This is a genomic window from Burkholderia sp. AU38729, from assembly GCF_020419725.1.
Lineage (GTDB): Bacteria > Pseudomonadota > Gammaproteobacteria > Burkholderiales > Burkholderiaceae > Burkholderia.
Map to the genome: position 1 here is coordinate 1 of NZ_JAIZQO010000001.1, position 17986 is coordinate 17986.

Annotated in this window: 14 protein-coding genes, 1 pseudogene and 1 riboswitch; of the genes and pseudogenes, 7 read left to right on the forward strand and 8 right to left on the reverse strand. The window is 66.1% G+C overall.

Annotated elements, in window-relative coordinates; genetic code table 11:
• Window positions 1-656 precede the first annotated feature (656 nt).
• Window positions 657-2081: a DHA2 family efflux MFS transporter permease subunit gene (locus LGM56_RS00005; RefSeq protein WP_226202042.1), complete on the forward strand. Its 1425-nt coding sequence runs from the start codon at window positions 657-659 to the stop codon at window positions 2079-2081.
• A gap of 273 nt (window positions 2082-2354) precedes the next feature.
• Here LGM56_RS00005 and LGM56_RS00010 read toward each other — a convergent pair whose 3' ends face one another.
• The 3 genes from LGM56_RS00010 to LGM56_RS00020 form a co-directional block, all read right to left on the reverse strand.
• Window positions 2355-3098, reverse strand: a complete 744-nt coding sequence (locus tag LGM56_RS00010; RefSeq protein WP_089498072.1) for a 2OG-Fe(II) oxygenase — start codon at window positions 3096-3098, stop codon at window positions 2355-2357.
• A 310-nt stretch (window positions 3099-3408) separates the two neighbouring features.
• Window positions 3409-5001 (reverse strand): inorganic phosphate transporter, encoded by a 1593-nt coding sequence (locus LGM56_RS00015; protein ID WP_089496182.1) that lies wholly within the window; start codon window positions 4999-5001, stop codon window positions 3409-3411.
• Window positions 5002-5186: 185 nt separating this feature from the next.
• Window positions 5187-5774 (reverse strand): histidine phosphatase family protein, encoded by a 588-nt coding sequence (locus LGM56_RS00020; RefSeq protein WP_226202044.1) that lies wholly within the window; start codon window positions 5772-5774, stop codon window positions 5187-5189.
• Window positions 5775-5819: 45 nt separating this feature from the next.
• Window positions 5820-5962, forward strand: a riboswitch (cobalamin riboswitch).
• A gap of 32 nt (window positions 5963-5994) precedes the next feature.
• Here LGM56_RS00020 and LGM56_RS00025 point away from each other — a divergent pair.
• The gene (locus tag LGM56_RS00025) at window positions 5995-6204 is read left to right on the forward strand and encodes a CbtB domain-containing protein (protein WP_006488502.1); all 210 of its coding nucleotides are present in this window, start codon (window positions 5995-5997) and stop codon (window positions 6202-6204) included.
• Window positions 6205-6217: 13 nt separating this feature from the next.
• Window positions 6218-6940: a CbtA family protein gene (locus tag LGM56_RS00030; protein WP_089458900.1), complete on the forward strand. Its 723-nt coding sequence runs from the start codon at window positions 6218-6220 to the stop codon at window positions 6938-6940.
• A gap of 101 nt (window positions 6941-7041) precedes the next feature.
• On the opposite strand, the pseudogene LGM56_RS37000 reads toward LGM56_RS00030, so the two are convergent.
• A pseudogene (locus tag LGM56_RS37000) lies at window positions 7042-7209 on the reverse strand (LysR family transcriptional regulator); the annotation flags it as partial.
• A 68-nt stretch (window positions 7210-7277) separates the two neighbouring features.
• On the opposite strand from LGM56_RS37000, the gene metE reads away from it, so the two are divergent.
• Window positions 7278-9572, forward strand: coding sequence for a 5-methyltetrahydropteroyltriglutamate--homocysteine S-methyltransferase (metE, locus tag LGM56_RS00040; RefSeq protein WP_226202046.1), 2295 nt, complete (start codon window positions 7278-7280; stop codon window positions 9570-9572).
• Between the two features lie 106 nt (window positions 9573-9678).
• Here metE and LGM56_RS00045 read toward each other — a convergent pair whose 3' ends face one another.
• The 3 genes from LGM56_RS00045 to speB form a co-directional block, all read right to left on the reverse strand.
• A complete protein-coding gene (locus tag LGM56_RS00045; RefSeq protein ID WP_226202048.1) occupies window positions 9679-11181 on the reverse strand; it encodes a purine-cytosine permease family protein in 1503 nt (500 codons plus the stop codon).
• A gap of 172 nt (window positions 11182-11353) precedes the next feature.
• Window positions 11354-12679 (reverse strand): MFS transporter, encoded by a 1326-nt coding sequence (locus LGM56_RS00050; RefSeq protein WP_226202050.1) that lies wholly within the window; start codon window positions 12677-12679, stop codon window positions 11354-11356.
• A 54-nt stretch (window positions 12680-12733) separates the two neighbouring features.
• Window positions 12734-13690, reverse strand: coding sequence for an agmatinase (gene speB / locus LGM56_RS00055; protein WP_011353980.1), 957 nt, complete (start codon window positions 13688-13690; stop codon window positions 12734-12736).
• Between the two features lie 140 nt (window positions 13691-13830).
• Between speB and LGM56_RS00060 the strand changes: the two genes are divergently transcribed.
• Window positions 13831-14742 (forward strand): LysR family transcriptional regulator, encoded by a 912-nt coding sequence (locus LGM56_RS00060; protein ID WP_089498073.1) that lies wholly within the window; start codon window positions 13831-13833, stop codon window positions 14740-14742.
• 129 nt (window positions 14743-14871) lie between these two features.
• Here LGM56_RS00060 and LGM56_RS00065 read toward each other — a convergent pair whose 3' ends face one another.
• On the reverse strand, window positions 14872-15336 hold the full coding sequence (locus LGM56_RS00065; protein ID WP_122476857.1) for an Lrp/AsnC family transcriptional regulator: 465 nt from the start codon (window positions 15334-15336) through the stop codon (window positions 14872-14874).
• Between the two features lie 134 nt (window positions 15337-15470).
• Here LGM56_RS00065 and LGM56_RS00070 point away from each other — a divergent pair, with 134 nt between their 5' ends.
• A complete protein-coding gene (locus LGM56_RS00070) occupies window positions 15471-16097 on the forward strand; it encodes a LysE family translocator (RefSeq protein ID WP_226202052.1) in 627 nt (208 codons plus the stop codon).
• 247 nt (window positions 16098-16344) lie between these two features.
• On the forward strand, window positions 16345-17952 hold the full coding sequence (locus LGM56_RS00075; RefSeq protein WP_226202054.1) for a protease pro-enzyme activation domain-containing protein: 1608 nt from the start codon (window positions 16345-16347) through the stop codon (window positions 17950-17952).
• Window positions 17953-17986 lie beyond the last annotated feature (34 nt).

Here is a 17986-nt window from a genome sequence, read left to right on the forward strand (position 1 = left end):
TCCCGAACAGGACCGTGAAACGACTCTACGCCGATGATAGTGCGGATTCCCGTGTGAAAGTAGGTAATCGTCAGGCTCCCTAAGCCAGAAACCCCCGCCCGAAAGGCGGGGGTTTTTGCATTTCAGCGGCGGAAATGCTTTGCGAGCGGGATGGACAGCAGGCTGGATACAGCTCCGCGTCACTCCTACCTCCAGGCACGTTTCCCAGCGCCACACCTCGATCTGGCGGAAACCGGGGGGCGAATGCGTCGACCCAGGCCTCCAATGTTCTCCCGACACTCTCTCTGGACCACACATCCATCGGCCTCCCATTAGTCCCCATCAGACGTCGATTTATCCACGAATGGCGCGATGATGGCTGACGATGGGCGATGTTTTGTCGAAAATGGCTGGCAATTGATGTGTTCGGGCAAAAGGCATCTTGCACCATCTACCGGTCCTTCGACGCGGTGTATCGACGTGATCGCCGGCACACACAACAAACTCAGCGCTAAATCATCACAAAAATCTATGCGCATAAAGTCCATTCGCGCGACATGCCCTGCAGAGCGGGGTGCAAGCCCTTCGGGGTAATATCACCGTTCGTCCCGATCCCCGGTGCTTCCAGGCAACCGCCGGCGGTCGGGGTCCGCCGTATCCCGTCTCCCGCACCGTTCATGACTGATAGCCCTGCACAAAGTGGTCGGACGACCGACTTCTTGCCGTATCTCGTCGCCGCAACGTTCTTCATGGAGTACCTCGACACGACCGTGATCGCGACCGCGCTACCGCAAATGGCGCGCTCGTTCGGTGTCGGGCCGAATGCGCTGAGCCTCGGGATGACGGCCTACATGCTGGCACTGGCAGTGTTCATCCCGATCAGCGGCTGGATCGCGGACCGGTATGGCTCGCGCACGGTGTTCGCCAGTGCAATCGTCGTCTTTACCGGTGCGTCGGTGCTGTGCGGGTTGTCCGAAGGTGTCGTGACATTCACCGCTGCGCGCCTGCTGCAAGGCGTCGGCGGGGCGATGATGGTGCCGGTCGGGCGCATGATCGTCGTTCGCAGCACCGAGAAGGCGAAGCTGATGCGCGCGATCGCGACGATCACGTGGCCAGGCATCGTCGCTCCTGTCGTCGGGCCGCCGATCGGCGGCTTCATCACGACCTATGCATCATGGCGGTGGATCTTCCTGCTGAACGTCCCGTTCGGCATTGCCGCACTGGTCTGCACCTGGCTGATCGTCCGGAACACGCGGGCCGACGAGCAACGACCGCTCGACTGGGGCGGCTTCGTACTCGCCGGAGGTGCGCTGACCTGTCTGTTGATCGGCACCGAAGCGGCCGGCCAGCAGGACGTCCACTTTACGCGCGCAGCCGTCCTGGTGGGCGCGAGCGTGGTGTTCGGCATCGCCGCCTGGTGGCATGCGCAACGTTGTGCACATCCGCTGCTCGACTTCACGACATTGAAAGTGCCGACGTTCTCGGTGACCGTGATCACCGGGTCGATCACGAGGATGGCCATCAATGCCGTGCCGTACCTGCTGCCGCTGCTGTTCCAGATCGGTTTCGGGCTGTCGCCGTTCCAGTCCGGCCTGCTGCTGCTCGCGAGTGCGCTCGGCAATCTCGGGATGAAGGCGGGAACGTCGTGGATTCTCGACCGCTACGGCTTTCGGCGCGTCGCACTCGTCGACGTGACGATAGTCGGCCTCTTCACGATCGCGTGCGGCTGGCTGACTGCATCGACGCCACTGGCGATCACGCTGTTCGTCGTATTTGTCTACGGACTGACGCGGTCGATGCAGTTCACGACGCTCGCGACGCTGGCCTATGCGGATATCCCGGCCCAGCAGACAAGCGCGGCCAGCACGTTGTGGAGCGCTGCTCAGCAGATGACGATCGGAATGGGCATCGCGTTCGGTGCGTTGTCGCTTCGACTCGCAGCGTTGGTGCGGGGCGATGTGGCCGGCATGCACTACGTACTCGACGACTTTCGCTGGGCATTCGTCGCAGCGGGCGTGCTCGCATTGCTGACGTTGCCGGGCTACGCACGGCTCGCCTCCGATGCGGGTGATCGATTGCGGGCGAATGTGGCGCGCGGGTAGGTCGGGTCCCATCGACGTTGTGCTGCGACAGGTGAGTGCTTCTGCTTCCTGTCGCTCACTTGAGACGTCGATCCGACGAGTCGCGACGGTCTGCAGCGAATCGAAAGCGATCATTTGCCGGATTGGATGGATGAACTGGTCGCGCGCCGATGTCCGTTTGCAAAGAATCCGGATGGGTAACGAGCGATTGGCATGCCGGATGCGCGGCATTTCCCGCACAAATCCGTCTGCGTGACGGATGGCCTGCGAGCATCGTGCGTATTCCGCTCGCCGTCACTGCGCGTCATGGAAGATGATGCCGACCGTGTGGCGATGGCCGTTCCGAATCCGGCTGACGCCGTGGCGCAGGTTGACGCGATAGACGCCGCGCGTTCCCTGCACGGGCCTGCCGTGCACGGCGAAGATGACGGCGTCGCCTTGTGTCAGCGGCACCACTTCCGCGCGCGATTGCATGCGTGGTCGCTGTTCCGTCAGCACGAACTCCCCACCCGTGAAATCACGGCCGGGCGCCGACAGCAGGATCGCGACCTGGAGCGGAAAGACATGCTCGCCATACAGGTCCTGATGGAGGCAGTTGTAGTCGTCGGCGCCGTATTGCAGGATCAGCGGCGTCGGTCGCGTCTGTCCTGCTGCATGGCAGCGAGCGAGGAAGACCGCGTGGTCTGCCGGATAGCGGACGTCGATCCCGAGTGCCGTGTTCCAGCGATTCGCGATTGGCGCGAGATGCGGGTAGAGCGTCGCACGCAGCTCGGCGATGACCGCGGGGAGCGGATACGCGAAATACTTGTATTCGCCGCGACCGAACCCGTGCCGCGCCATCACGACGCGCGAGCGATAGAGCGCATCGTGAGGATAGAGCGACGCGAGCGTCGCGCATTCGCTGGCCGAGAGCAGGCCCGGCACGCGCGCGCATCCGTAGCGATCGAGATCGGCATCGACAGTCGTCCAGTCGATCGCATCGACGCGTTGCGCAATTTCCAGTGATTCGACGGCAGGTTGCAGGTCGGCAATGTTCACGGGCATAGCTCGGTTCGTCAGCAATGTAGCGCCATGCAGTCGTGCGGAATGCTTCGGGCACGTCGTCCGCACGGTCGAGTCCACGGTAAATGTTGATGAGCCCAGTCTACGGATGTCGATGCGCCGGCGCGCTCCAGATCTTGCGCTTCAATTCGGGAAAGGAAGAGGGTGAGCGTTCGCGACGGCATGGACGCACCGAATGCCTCGACGAGTCGAGTTGGCGAGACGGAGAGACGGGACAGCGAGGGACAAGGGGCGAATCTTCTCCAGCAGGTAGCCGGCTCCGCCCGGCCACCCGCTGCATCACCGCTTACGCCACCGACCGGAACAGCCAATAGAGCCCGCCGGCAAGCACGATCGACGCCGGCAGCGTCAGCACCCACGCCAGCACGAGGCTGCGCACCGTGCCCCACTGCAAGCCCGATCCGTTCGCCGCCATCGTGCCTGCGACGCCCGACGACAACACGTGCGTCGTCGACACCGGCAATCCGTACACGTCGGCCGCGCCGATCGTGAGCATCGCCACGAGTTCGGCCGATGCGCCCTGTCCGTACGTCAGATGCTGCTTGCCGATTTTCTCGCCGACGGTCACGACGATCCGCTTCCAGCCCACCATCGTGCCGAGGCCCAGTGCGATCGCGACCGCCACCTTCACCCACGTCGGAATGAACTTGGTCGCGTGGTCGAGCTGCTTGCGATAGTTGTCGATCGCGAGCTTGTCGTCGGCGGCGAACGCGGGCCGGCCGGACTTCTCGATCAGGCGGATGGCTTCGGAGACCAGATACATCGTGTTGCGTACGTTGTCGACGTCGCGTTGCGGCACGGCCGCCATCGAGCCCGATGCACCGACCGCGGTCGCGAGCGACGCGGACAACTGCTGTACGGCGGGGATCACGGCCGGCGTCAGTTCGCGATGCTGGACGTAAAGCTCGACGTCGGCACGCGGGTTCGCGGACGGTGCAACGCCGTTCGTGTACTTCCCGAACGTCGCGGCGGCCTGGTTCGCGACCGCCACGAAGGTCTGCGTCTCGGCCGGCGTGACGGCCTTGTTCAGCGCATAGGCGGTCGGCACCGTGCCGATCAGGATCAGCATGATGAGCCCCATCCCTTTCTGGCCGTCGTTCGAGCCGTGCGCGAACGACACGCCCGTGCAGGTCAGGATCAGCAGGCAACGAATCCAGAACGGCGGCGGCTGGTCCTTCGGCGGCTCCTTGTACAGCTCCGGAATCCGCACGAGGGTTTTCAGCACGAGCAGCAGCAGCGCCGCGCACAGGAAGCCGACGAGCGGCGAGAGCAGCAGCGACTTGCCGACGCCAAGCGCCTGGCCCCAATCGACGCCGCTCGTGCCGGACGGCCCGTGCATCAGCTGGTTCATCAGCCCGACGCCGATGATCGACCCGATCAGCGTATGCGAGCTCGACGACGGCAACCCGAAATACCAGGTCGCGAGGTTCCATACGATCGCGGCGATCAGCAGCGCGAACACCATCGCGAAGCCCGCACCGCTGCCGACCTGCAGGATCAGCTCGACCGGCAGCAGTTGCAGGATGCCGAACGCGACGGCGCCGCTCGAGATCATCACGCCGAGGAAGTTCCACAGGCCGGACCAGATCACCGCGACGTTCGGTGTCAGCGAGTGCGTATAGATCACGGTGGCCACCGCGTTCGCGGTGTCGTGGAAACCGTTGACGAATTCGAAGCCGAGCGCGATCAGCAGCGCGGCGCCGAGCATCAGGTACGGGAACAGCGATCCTTCGCGCATCGGCGACAGATCGTCGATCAGGTGCGTGGCGATATACACCGCACCGATCGCGAGCACCAGCAGGAAGACGGCGTAGCCGAGCTGCTTGGTGCGCTCGACGGAACCCGAATTGTTCGGGGCAGACGAAGCAGGCTGATTCATGACGGTATCTCGTAAGGGAACCGCGACTGATCCTAGCTTCGGCTAGCAGTCAGTTTGATGACAGCAGGGACAACGAACGGCGTGTCTTGCAGCGGCGTAAGGTGAACGTCGCCAGGCAATCGCGATACGACGCGACACGTCGGCTCGTGTCGTGCCCGATATTGCGAATGCAACACGGCGAGCGGCTACGTCGCAGTGTCGCGCCGGTCGTCGGCGGCGATCAACGTCCATCCGTGCGGCGACGCAGCGAATCTCGTGCACGACAGTGGTGCGACGTCGATGCGGATTGCCGCGCCGGGATCCATTCGCAGCGCATGCGCGACGGCCGCGCGAACGATCGGCGCATGCGTGATGGCGACGATGTCGCGGCCGTGTTGCAGCGCGTTCAACCATGTGCCGACGCGGCGCATCGCTGCATCGAACGATTCGCCGCCGTGCGGGGACGCGGAGGGATCGCCGATCCACGCGCCCAATTCGTCAGGCAGGTCGCGCGCGAGGTCGTGCAGCCGCTTGCCGCGCCAGTTTCCGTAGTCGATGTCGCGCAGCGCGTCATCGATGGCGGCACGCAGGCCGAGCGCATCGGCGGTCTGCACCGCACAGCGGGCCGGGCTGCACAGCACGCGCGCGCCGGTCACGCGTGCCCACCGGTCGTGCAGCGCCGCGGCGTCGGCGAGCCCGTGCGCGTCGAGCGGGTCGTCGTCGGGAAACGTACCGGTGCGCATTGCCCGGGTCGAGGCGTGCGCGATCAGGCGCAGCGAGGCAGGCATGTTCATGTCGTTGTGCGGATGATCCGGGACGAGCGAATTCGATCACCCGTCGCCGCTTCAATACGCGAACGTTCGCGCGTACAATTCGCCCGATACGAAACGCGGAAGCCGGTGCAATTCCGGCGCGGTCGCGCCACTGTAACCGGTGATCCATGATCCCGGAAGCCAGACCTGCCTTCGTACCCATCCAACATTTGTCGGGGCGCGATTCCCCTGAGGTGCATCCATGAGCGAAGCAGTGCTGAAGCCGGCGGTCGTGCCGGCACCCATCCCCGTCCGCGAACTGTTGCCGTGGGCCGTGTTCGTCGGCCTGATCCTGTTGCTCGCGCTGTATTTCGTCGGTGCGGAACAAGGCGCGACGTCGCTGGTGCCGGGCATGTATGTCCACGAGTTCGTCCACGACGGCCGCCATCTGCTCGGCTTCCCCTGCCACTGACGCGGAGTTCACGATGGTCGGAAAGCTGCTCATGCGCGGGATGCTCGCAGGCATCGCCGCAGGCCTCCTCACGTTCGGTTTCGCGAAAATCGTCGGCGAACCGCAAGTCGATCAGGCAATCTCCTTCGAGGAAAAAACCGAAGCCGCCCGAGGCGAAGCACCGGAACCCGAACTGGTCAGCCGCCACACGCAAGCCGGCCTCGGTCTGCTGACGGGCGTCGTGACCTACGGCGCGGCATTCGGCGGGTTGTTCTCGCTCGTCTTTGCGTATGCGTATGGCCGAGGCAGCCGCCTCCCGGCACGGCCGCTGGCTGCGTGGCTCGCGCTGGCGTCGTTCGTCTCGCTCGTGATCGTGCCGAACCTCAAGTACCCGGCGAATCCGCCGTCGGTCGGCGACCCCGACACGATCGGCTATCGCACGGGGTTGTTCTTCCTGATGATCGCGATCTCGGTCGCGACGATGGTGTTCTCGGTCAGCGTGCGCCGCCATCTGCTGGCGAAGCTCGGGCAGTGGAACGCGTCGATCGTCGCCGGCCTCGTGTTCGTCGCGATCATCGCGGCCGTGCAGATCGGGCTGCCGTCGGTCAGCGAGTTGCCGGCCGAGTTCCCGGCGGCCTTGCTGTGGAAGTTCCGCGTGGCGGCCATCGGCATGCAGGTGATCATGTGGACGACGATCGGCCTGCTGTTCGGCGCGTGGGTCGAGCGCGGCGAACGCATCGGCATGCGCGCCGCCTGACGCACATTGCAACGGGGCGTGCCTAGCGCAGCATGCGTGGCGCGCTCCACGTCGATTCGCGCGCCAGCGCGACGAACGCGGCCAGATAGTCGATCGATGCCGGTATGGCTGAGCGCCGATTGCGTGAGGTGCAGCACATGGGCGGCCGCGGTCAGCGAGCCCTGGCGCTCGACCTCACGAATGACGACGAGATGGAATCGTTCCAGCATGGATATCGCTCGCGCAACAGGTGCATGAATAACTTTAATGGATAAATGAAATAATTCCATTTTATTTCATGATTTGAAATCCCTATCATGGCTCCCGGACATGCAATTTCTCTTCTGGACGGCAGCTCATGGTCACGACACACAACCTCGGTTTTCCGCGCATCGGCGCGAAGCGCGAACTCAAGTTCGGTCTCGAACGCTACTGGAAAGGCGAATCGTCGCGCGACGAGCTGAAGGCGCTGGGCGCCGAGTTGCGCCAGCGTCACTGGAACGACCAGCGCGGTCTGGACCTCGTGCCGATCGGCGACTTCGCGTTCTACGATCAGGTGCTCGACATGAGCTTCACGCTCGGCAACCTGCCGAAGCGCGTGCAGGGTTTCCACGGCGACGTGCTCGACAACTATTTCCGTGTCGCACGCGGCCGTTCGGCGCAGTCGGCGGACGCGCATGCCGCGTGCTGCGGCGGCGTCGCGGCCGGTGAAATGACGAAGTGGTTCGATACGAACTATCACTACATCGTGCCGGAATTCCACGCGGACACGAACTTCTCGCTCGACCCGTCGCGCCTGCTCCAGCAACTGGCGGAAGCGCAGGCACGGGGCGTGGCTGCGAAGCCGGTGATCCTCGGCCCCGTCACGTATCTGTGGCTCGGCAAGGCGAAGGACGATTCCGACCGCCTCGCACTGCTGCCGAAGCTGCTGCCGGTGTACGGCGCACTGCTCGACACGCTGACCGCGCAGGGCGTCGAATGGGTGCAGATCGACGAGCCGATCCTCGTCACCGAACTCGACGACGAATGGCAACAAGCGTTCAGGACCGCGTACGCCACGCTCGAAACGCGCCGCATCAAGGTGCTGCTCGCGACGTATTTCGGCCAACTGCAGGGCAATCTGGCGCTCGCGCGTTCGCTGTCGGTCGACGGCCTGCATGTCGATGCGATCAACGCACGCGACGAAGTCGACGCGCTGGCGCGTGACCTGCCGGCCGGGCGCGTGCTGTCGGTGGGCGCGATCAACGGCCGCAACATCTGGAAGACCGACCTGAACGCGACGCTCGACTGGCTCGAGCCGCTCGCGAAGCAACTGGGCGATCGCCTGTGGATCGCACCGTCGTGCTCGCTGCTGCACGTGCCGGTCGATCTCGCGAGCGAAGAGAAGCTCGATGCGGAAATCCGTTCATGGCTCGCGTTCGCGCTGCAGAAGCTCGACGAGCTGAAGGTCCTCGCGACCGCACTGAATGAGGGCCGCGACAAGGTGGCCGACGCGCTGGCCGCGAACGCCGCCGCGATTCATTCGCGCCGCCAGTCGCCGCGCGTGAACAACCCGGCGGTGAAGGCCGCGATCGCCCGGATCGACGCGCAGCTCGGCAACCGCGCGAGCCCCTATACGCAGCGCGCGCCGAAGCAGTCGGCGCGCCTGAACCTGCCGGCGTTCCCGACGACGACGATCGGCTCGTTCCCGCAGACCGGCGAAATCCGTCAGGCCCGCAGCCAGTTCAAGGCCGGCGCGCTGGACGAAGCCGGTTACCGCGCGGCGATGCAGGCCGAGATCGAACGCAGCGTACGCGAACAGGAGTCGCTCGAACTCGACGTGCTCGTGCACGGCGAAGCCGAGCGCAACGACATGGTCGAATACTTCGGCGAGCAGCTCGACGGCTACGCGTTCAGCCAGTTCGGCTGGGTGCAGTCGTACGGTTCGCGCTGCGTGAAGCCGCCGATCCTGTTCGGCGACATCAGCCGCCCGAAGGCGATGACGGTCGAATGGATCACGTACGCGCAGTCGCTGACGAACAAGCCGATGAAGGGCATGCTGACCGGCCCGGTGACGATCCTGAACTGGTCGTTCGTGCGCGACGACCAGCCGCGCTCGGTGTCGTGCTACCAGCTCGCGCTGGCTATCCGTGAAGAAGTGCTCGATCTCGAGAAGGCCGGCGTGCGCGTGATCCAGATCGACGAGGCCGCGCTGCGCGAAGGGCTGCCGCTGCGCCGCGCGCAGTGGGGCGAGTACCTGAAGTGGGCGGTCGAATCGTTCCGTATCGCCGCGAACGGCGTGCAGGACGATACGCAGATCCACACGCACATGTGCTATTCGGCGTTCAACGACATCATCGCGTCGATCGCCGACATGGATGCGGACGTGATCACGATCGAGACATCGCGCTCGGACATGGAGCTGCTCGACGCGTTCGACACCTTCAAGTATCCGAACGAAATCGGGCCGGGCGTGTACGACATTCATTCGCCGAACATCCCGACGCAGGCGCACATCGTCGGCCTGATGAAGAAGGCGGCCGAGCGGATTCCGGCGGAACGCCTGTGGGTGAACCCGGACTGCGGCCTGAAGACGCGCCAGTGGGCGGAAGTGATTCCGGCGCTGACGAACATGGTCGCCGCCGCGAAGACGCTGCGCAACGCGGTGCAATAACGCGCGCAGGTTGCGTGCCGGCCGCCGCGCTCGATGATCGGGCGGCGCGGCCGGCGGCGTGACTTATGCCGTGACGGGAGGGCCCGGTGTCACGGGCAGTGCGTGATCATGCGCGCTCGTGTTCGAGGGGCTCGGCGGGCGTTTCAGGAGAGGGCGTCTCGGCAATGATGCGGCGTTCGCGTGCGAGGTCGAGCGACCGCGACAGCAGCCAGTACGCAGCGCCCGCGACCACCAGGCCGACGAGCCACGCGATATCCACGCCGCCGAGCATGCGAGCGAACGGCCCGACGAAAATCTCGCGGTTTGCTTCGGCGTCGAAGATATAGAAGAACGGCACCATCGCCGCGAAGCCGACAAAGTAGGCGACGATGCCGCGCGGTTGCCACGCGCCGTAGAGCCCGTTCGGCATGAAGAAGTGCGCGATCGCATAGTGACCGCGGCGCACGAAGAAATAGTCGACGAGATTCACGGCGGTCCACGGTACGAGGAAGTAGAGCATCAGCGTCAGGAACGTCTGCAGCAGCGCGATGCCGTTGCCGCGGATCGCGAATACGCAGGCCAGCACGAACGTGCTGATCGCGATGATCGATGCCACGCGCGCGCGGCGCGTCGGCCGGATCGGCACGATCGAATCGGCGGCGGTCAGTACGGTCAGCATCGCGCTGTACGCGTTGAGCGCGATGATCGGCAGGAAGCCGACCAGCGAGACGATCGCGATCAGCTTGCCGAGGCCCGGCACGAGTGACGAGCCGACGTCGTTCATCGCGACCAGCGCATCGGCCGCATGCAGCTTCTGCGCGAGCCACGCGCCGAGGCCGATCATCCAGGTGCCCGACAGCGACGCGCCGGCGAAGATCACGGCGATCAGCTTCGCGCGGCGCGTGTTTTTCGGCAGATAACGCGAATAGTCCGACACATATGGGGCATACGAAATGTTGTAGCTCGCGGCGATCGCGAATTGCGTGGCGAACGCGATCCAGTTGAAGCCCGGAGCGGCAACCGGTGCAACGGTAGTGGGTGCCGGCGTCGCATGGCCGAACGCGAGCGCGAGTGTCACGAGCGCATAGAGCGGCAGTGTCGCGATCAGCGCCCACGTGAAAGTCCGGTGCATCAGGTCATGGCCGTAGATGGCGAGCAGCGCACCTGTCGTCACGGCGGCGATGGCGACGAAGCCGCCATCGATGCCGAATACGTTGTGCACGCCGTCGACCATCAACGACACGTTGACGACGTTGAAGCCGACGAACACGAACAACGTCGCGAGCAGCGCGACGATCACGCCGCGATAGCCGAACTGCGCGCGCGACTGGATCATCTGCGGCAGCCCCATCTCGGGCCCCTGCGAGCCGTGAAACGCCATGAAGATCGTGCCGAACATGATCCCGAGCGCACCCGCGAGCGTCGTCCAGCCGGCGGACAGGCCCATGCCGGGTCCGACGAAGCCGATCGAGATCGTGAAGAAATGGAAGTTGCCGAGGAACCAGAACGGCCCCTGGCTGGCGAGTTTCGCGTGGCGCTCGTGTTCGGGAATGTAGTCGATCGAGTGGTGCTCGATCGCAAGGCCGGCCGATTCGGTGCGACCGAGATCGAGCGTGTCGGGGCGGGTCATGACGACTTGTCTCCTGGGTCGGGCGCGGTTCGGCAGGGCGACCGCGTGCGCCAGCCTGCCGCGACGTCTGCGTGGCAAGCGATGAATAGCGTGGAACCGGGAGGCGGTGCGACGCACCGCCGACGCGTGCAACGAAAAACGGGCAGGCGAGGCGCCTGCCCGTTGCGAGCGGTTACGCGGTGCGTGCGCCGCGCGGCAGCGGCGTTTCCTTCTGATTTGTCGCGCCCGCATCGTCGATGCTCACGCGACGCGAGATCAGCCACACGCACAGCGACGACAGGATAGCGGCGCTCGTGTACTGGAGCGCGAGCGGCCACCATTGCGGCGCGCTGTTCTGCGCGATGAGGGTCGCGACGAGCGGCGTGAGGCCGCCGGCGAGCGCGCCGCACACCTGGTACGCGATCGAGATCGCCGTGTAGCGGATGCGTGCGACGAAGATGCCGCTGACGAAGCCCGCGACCACCGAGTAGTAGCCCGATTCCGCGAGCGTCGCGAGGCCGACGCCGACCGTGATCGACAGCGGCGTGCCCATGTGCACGAGCGGCAGCATGACGAACGGGACGATCGCGGCCCATGCGCCGGTGATCAGCAGCACGCGCGTGGTGCCGAAGCGCTGCGCGAGGAACGCGGCCGCGAGCTGCACGACGAACTGCAGCACGGCGACGATCGTCATGCAATGCAGCACCATCGACCGGTCGAGCGACAGGAACTGCGTCGCGTAGCTGATCATGAAGATGTTGCTGAAATACACGCCGGCGATGCCATACACGTTCGCGCCGATCGCGAGCAGCAGCAGCGGCCAGTACTTGAGCGCTTCGCGCAGCGGTTTTTGCGCGATGTTGCCGCTCTTCTTGACTTCCTCGAACTCGGGAGACTCGGACACGCTCGCGCGGATCACGAAGCCGACGATCAGCAGCACGGAGCTTGCCAGGAACGGCACGCGCCAGCCCCAGCTCATCATGTCTTCCTTCGACAGCGTGCTGATCGCGCCGAACGCGAGCATCGACAGGATCAGGCCGCTCGCGCTGCCGAGCTGCGCGAACGACGCGAAGAACGTGCGCTTGCCTTCCGGCGCATGCTCGCCGGCGAGCAGCACCGCGCCGCCCCATTCGCCGCCGACCGCGATGCCTTGCAGCACGCGCATCAGCACGAGCAGGATCGGTGCGATCACGCCGGCTTGCGCGTGAGTCGGCAGCAGGCCGATCGCGACGGTCGACACGGCCATCAGCATCAGCGTCGCGAGCAGCGAGCGCTTGCGGCCGAAGCGGTCGCCGAGGTAGCCGAACATCACGCCGCCGAGCGGCCGCGCGAAGAAGCCGACCGCGAACGAGCCGAACGACGCGAGCAGGCTGATGAAGCGGTTTTCGCCGGGGAAGAACAGCGGCCCGAACACGATGGCGGCGGCGGTCGCGTAGCTATAGAAGTCGTACCACTCGATCGTGGTGCCGACGAACGACGCGAGCGCCGCCCGCTTGGGTTGCTTGACGGAAGTCCCCATCTTTATGTGTGCTCCTCTGAATCCTCTGATTTGGAATAGGTGGCGGCGCGGGGATCAGTCGCGGTACGCGACGCCCGGCAGCACGCACAGCAGCTCGTACGCGAGGTTCGCGCCGAGCAGCGCCGTGGTGCCGAACGGGTCGTACGGCGGCGCGACTTCGACGAGATCGCAGCCGACGATGTTCAGCCCCTTCGCGCCGCGGATGATCTCGAGCGCCTGCGGCACCGTGAGGCCCGCGATTTCCGGCGTGCCGGTGCCCGGCGCGTAGGCCGGGTCGATGCCGTCGATGTCGAAGCTGATGTAGACGGGCGTGTCGCCGACGCGTGCGCGCACTTCTTCCATCAGCGGCGCGAGCGACTTGTTCCAGCATTCCTCGGCCTGGACGACGCGGAAGCCCTGCTCGCGGCACCAGTCGAAATCCTCGGCGGCGTAACCGGTGCCGCGCAGGCCGATCTGCGTGACCTTGTCGCCGTGCAGCAGGCCTTCCTCGACCGCGCGGCGGAACGGCGTGCCGTGCGCGATCTTTTCGCCCATCATCGTGTCGTTCACGTCGGCGTGTGCATCGACGTGGATCAATGCAACCTTGCCGTGCTTGCGGTGGATCGCGCGCAGGATCGGCAGTGCGATCGTATGGTCGCCGCCGAGCGTGATCGGCTTGCAGTCGTGCTCGAGGATCGCGTCGTACGCCGCTTCGATGCGCGCGATGGAATCGTGCAGGTTGTACGGATTGATCGCGACGTCGCCGATGTCGGCGATCTGCAGCGAATCGAACGGTGCGGCGCGCGTGGCCATGTTGTACGGGCGCAGCAGCACGGATTCGGTACGGATCTGGCGCGGGCCGAAGCGCGCGCCGGTGCGGTTGGACGTGCCGAGATCGAACGGCACGCCGACGAAACAGGCGTCGAGGCCTTCGGCGCTCGCCACGTGCGGCAGGCGCATCATCGTCGCGATGCCGCCGCAGCGCGGCATTTCATTGCCGCCGAGCGGCTGGAAATGGGTGTGGTCGTTCATGGGGCTGTCTCTTCCGATGTGGGGTTGCCGTATCATGCGACGCGGCCTGACGCACAGTTTTACGCGCTCGGCCCGCAAAGAAGAATGCGAAGATATCGACGTAAACATCGATTTTCATCGATGTATGGAAGGGGATGAACGTGCTGGGGAATCTGTCGACCCTCGATCTGCGGTTGATCCGCGTGTTTCTCGCGGTCACGGACGCGGGCGGCGTCTCGGCCGCGCAGGCGGTGCTGAACGTCGGGCAGTCGACGATCAGCGCGCAGCTTTCGTCGCTCGAGACGCGGCTCGGCTACCGGCTCTGCGAGCGCGGCCGCAGCGGTTTCCGGCTCACGCCGAAGGGCGAGCGGTTTCACGCGATGAGCCGCAAGCTGCTCGCCGCGCTCGACGAATTCGGGATGGCCGCGCGGCACATGGACCGCCAACTGGTCGGCACGCTGCACATCGGCCTGATCGGCCATACGCCGGTGAGCCAGAACGCGCGGATCGCCGAGGCGATCGCCGCGTTCCGCACCCGCGACGAGGCCGTGCGTTTCTCGATTTCCGTGCGCGCGCCGGGGGATCTCGAGGAGAAGCTGCTGAGCGACGAGATCCAGATCGCGGTCGGCTACTTCTGGCACCGGGTGCCGTCGCTGCACTACACGCCGCTGTTCATCGAGCGCCAGGTCGCGTACTGCGGGCGCGGCCATCCGCTGTTCGACGGCGCCGGCGAGTTGACGCCGGCCGACGTCGCGGGCTTCGAATGGGCGTGGCGCTCGTATCCGCTGCCCGAAGCGCAGATGTCGACGACGCCCGACCGCGTGACCGCGACCGCCGACAACATGGAGGCCGTCGCGCTGCTGATCCTGTCCGGCCACCACCTCGGCTACCTGCCGCAGCACTTCGCGGCGCCTTACGTCGCGCAAGGGCTGCTCACGCCGCTCAATCCGGAGCAGTTGCGCTACGACGTGACGTTCCACATGGTCGTCGCGCGCAACGGGCGCGGCAATCCGCTCGTGGAAGCGTTTCTCGAGGATCTCGAACGCGCGCACCAGCCGCCCGACATCGCATAGGCTGCCGGCCTCAACAATGTGAACGAGTGTTGCGGCGGGGCAGCCCGACGCGGCCCACATCGATCGGCGTCGACGTGACGAACCGAGGAGCGCCGGGTGCGGCTTGCGTGTGCCGTCCGCCCGCCGGCATCACGGCATCGGTAGCCCCGCGTCGTGCTTGACCTCGCGCAGCGACAGCGCCGATTCGATCGACGTCACGCCCGGCAGCATCCGCAGCGATTCGCGCAGGAACGTGCCGTAGTCGTCGAGATCGCGCGCCACGACCTGCAGCAGATAGTCGGCCGTGCCCGCCACGTTGTGGCACGCCAGAATCCGCTCGATGCCAAGGACTTCCCGCTCGAAGCGATCGGCGGTCTTGCGATCGTGCGTCGCGAACCGCACGAGCACGAATGCGACGACGCCGAAACCGAGCGCCTGGCGTGACAGCTGCGCGCGGTAGCGCTCGATGTAGCCGTCGTTTTCGAGTCGCTTCAGGCGCCGCGCGCAGGGCGTCTCGGAAAGGCCCACGGAATCGGCCAGGCGCGCGATCGGCAGGCGGCCGTCGCGCTGCACCGCGGCAAGGATGGCGCGGTCGGTTTTGTCGAGTTCGGTCATGTTGGCGGAATCCTTTTATGGATTGCGTGATTGTGGCGGATTCCCCTACGGATCGCCAATCCTGAACCAAAGATGGCCAATAATCCCTCGCACTCAGGCGGCAACATATCGTCGTAAGAGGACAGAGGCAGACCATGATTTCCACGCATTTGCTGTTGATTTATCTCGCCGCGCTGGCGGCCATTTACGCGGTGCCGGGGCCGGACATGGCCCTCGTGCTGCAGACCAGCATCGGCCGCGGCGTGCGGCCGGGGATGGCGGCGGCGGCCGGCCTGTCGCTCGCGCGCACCGCGCACGTGACGCTGTCCGCCTGCGGCGTAGCGGCGCTGATTCGCAGCGCGCCGTGGCTGTACGAAGTGATCCGCTACGGCGGCGCGCTCTATCTCGCCTATGTCGCGATCCAGGTGTTCCGCTCGCCCGTGTTCGCGCTCGGCGACGGCGATGCGGCGGCCTCGGCGGGCGAACTGCGCCAGTCGTTCGTGAAGGGCCTGCTCACCAACCTGCTGAACCCGAAGGCGCTGCTGTTCTGCTCGGTGCTGCTGCCGCAGTTCGTGCGTCCCGAGGCCGGGCCGGTCATGTTGCAGATGTTCGAGCTGGGCGCGCTGCTGGTGGCGGCCGGCGTGTGCTTCGACCTCGCGTGCGTGTTCGGCGCGTCGCGGATCGCCGCGTGGATGCGCGCGCATCCGCTCGCGCAGACGGTGCAGCGCTGGACGTTTTCCGCGGCGCTGATCGGCTTCGCACTGCGCCTGTCGATGGACTGAGTGCCGAGGCGGCGGCGCGCCGCCGCAGGTCGCGCGGTGCGTTGCCGCACTCGATGCAGGCCGGGCGCAACGCCGGCCCGTGCGCGCGCCCCGTCGCAGAAGGGCATGCGCGCAAATCGTCTGACTGTTCTAAACTCCCTGTTACTTCGCGCTGCGCGAACCGACCGACCGAACGGAACCGTCTCCCGCCGGCCCTGTCCGATTTCCTGGCTGTTCCGTGCAACGCGGTACCAAGGAGGGTCTGAACATGGCAAGGCATCTTCACGCCGACCGTGAACCCCGAATCGTCGCCGAGTCCAAGTGCCTCGGCCCGTGCGATCCGGCAGAACGCATCCACGTCACGATCATGTTGCGGCGGCAGGAAGAAGGGCAACTCGATACGCTGCTTCACCAGCTCGCCACCGGCGACGCGCAAGCGAAACCGGTGTCGCGCGCCACCTTCGCGCAACGCTTTTCCGCCAATCCCGACGATATTCGCAAGGCCGAGGACTTCGCGCATCGTCATCAGCTGACGGTCGATCGCGTCGATCCCGTTGAAAGCGTGGTCGTGCTGTCCGGCACGATCCAGCAGTTCGAAGCCGCGTTCAGCGTCAAGCTCGAGCGCTTCGAGCATCGGTCGATCGGCCAGTATCGCGGCCGCTCCGGCCCGATCGCGCTGCCCGACGAGCTCGGCGATGCCGTCACGGCCGTGCTTGGCCTCGACAGCCGTCCGCAGGCGCGGCCGCACTTCCGGCTGCGGCCGCCGTTCAAGCCCGCGCGCGGCGGCGCATCGAGCGTCACGTTCACCCCGATCCAACTGGCCTCGCTGTACGGCTTCCCGGCCGGCGATGGCGCCGGGCAATGCATCGCGATCATCGAGCTCGGCGGCGGCTACCGCGCGGCCGACATCCAGCAGTATTTCCGCGGGCTCGGCATCACGACGCCGCCGACGCTCGTCGACGTGAACGTCGGCACCGGCCGCAACACGCCGACCGGCGACCCGAGCGGCCCGGACGGCGAAGTCGCGCTCGACATCGAGATCGCCGGCGCGATCGCGCCGGCCGCCAAGATTGCCGTCTACTTCGCGCCGAACAGCGACGCGGGCTTCATCCAGGCCGTCAACGCGGCCGTCAGCGACACGACCCACAAGCCGTCGGTGATCTCGATCAGCTGGGGCGGCCCGGAGGCGATCTGGCAGGCGCAGTCCGCGCAGGCGTTCAACCGCGTGCTGCAGGCGGCCGCCGCGCAGGGCATCACGGTGTGCGCGGCATCGGGCGACAGCGGTTCGGGCGACGGGTTGCAGGACGGCGCCGATCATGTCGACTTCCCCGCCTCGAGCCCGTACGTGCTCGGCTGCGGCGGCACGCAGCTCGACGCGCTGCCCGGGCAGGGCATCCGCAGCGAGGTCACGTGGAATGACGAGGCGGCCGGCGGCGGCGCGGGCGGGGGCGGCGTCAGCACGCTGTTCGACCTGCCGGCGTGGCAGCAGGGGCTGAAGCTCACGCGCGCCGACGGCAGCAGCACGCCGCTCGCGAAACGCGGCGTGCCGGACGTGGCCGGCGACGCGTCGCCGCAGACCGGCTACGAAGTGTCGATCGCCGGCACGGCCACGGTGATGGGCGGCACGAGCGCGGTCGCGCCGCTGTGGGCCGCGTTGATTGCACGGATCAATGCGGCGGCGAGTGCGGCGGCGGGCGGTGCGACTGCCGGCTGGATCAATCCGGTGCTTTACAAGAATCCGGGCGCGCTGCGCGACATCACGCAAGGATCGAACGGTACGTACGCGGCCGCGCAGGGCTGGGATGCGTGTACGGGCCTCGGCAGCCCGAACGGCGCGCAGCTCGCCGCGATCCTGACGCGCAAGCCGTCGAGCTGACGGCCGCGTTACACGTCTTTCCGTATGGCGCGGG

Coding starts and splice junctions, on each gene's coding strand:
- LGM56_RS00005 (WP_226202042.1), top strand. CDS start 657: ATGACTGATAGCCCTGCACAAAGTGGTCGGACGACCGACTTCTTGCCG.
- LGM56_RS00015 (WP_089496182.1), bottom strand. CDS start 5,001: ATGAATCAGCCTGCTTCGTCTGCCCCGAACAATTCGGGTTCCGTCGAG.
- LGM56_RS00020 (WP_226202044.1), bottom strand. CDS start 5,774: ATGAACATGCCTGCCTCGCTGCGCCTGATCGCGCACGCCTCGACCCGG.
- LGM56_RS00025 (WP_006488502.1), top strand. CDS start 5,995: ATGAGCGAAGCAGTGCTGAAGCCGGCGGTCGTGCCGGCACCCATCCCC.
- LGM56_RS00030 (WP_089458900.1), top strand. CDS start 6,218: ATGGTCGGAAAGCTGCTCATGCGCGGGATGCTCGCAGGCATCGCCGCA.
- metE (WP_226202046.1), top strand. CDS start 7,278: ATGGTCACGACACACAACCTCGGTTTTCCGCGCATCGGCGCGAAGCGC.
- LGM56_RS00045 (WP_226202048.1), bottom strand. CDS start 11,181: ATGACCCGCCCCGACACGCTCGATCTCGGTCGCACCGAATCGGCCGGC.
- LGM56_RS00050 (WP_226202050.1), bottom strand. CDS start 12,679: ATGGGGACTTCCGTCAAGCAACCCAAGCGGGCGGCGCTCGCGTCGTTC.
- speB (WP_011353980.1), bottom strand. CDS start 13,690: ATGAACGACCACACCCATTTCCAGCCGCTCGGCGGCAATGAAATGCCG.
- LGM56_RS00065 (WP_122476857.1), bottom strand. CDS start 15,336: ATGACCGAACTCGACAAAACCGACCGCGCCATCCTTGCCGCGGTGCAG.
- LGM56_RS00070 (WP_226202052.1), top strand. CDS start 15,471: ATGATTTCCACGCATTTGCTGTTGATTTATCTCGCCGCGCTGGCGGCC.
- LGM56_RS00075 (WP_226202054.1), top strand. CDS start 16,345: ATGGCAAGGCATCTTCACGCCGACCGTGAACCCCGAATCGTCGCCGAG.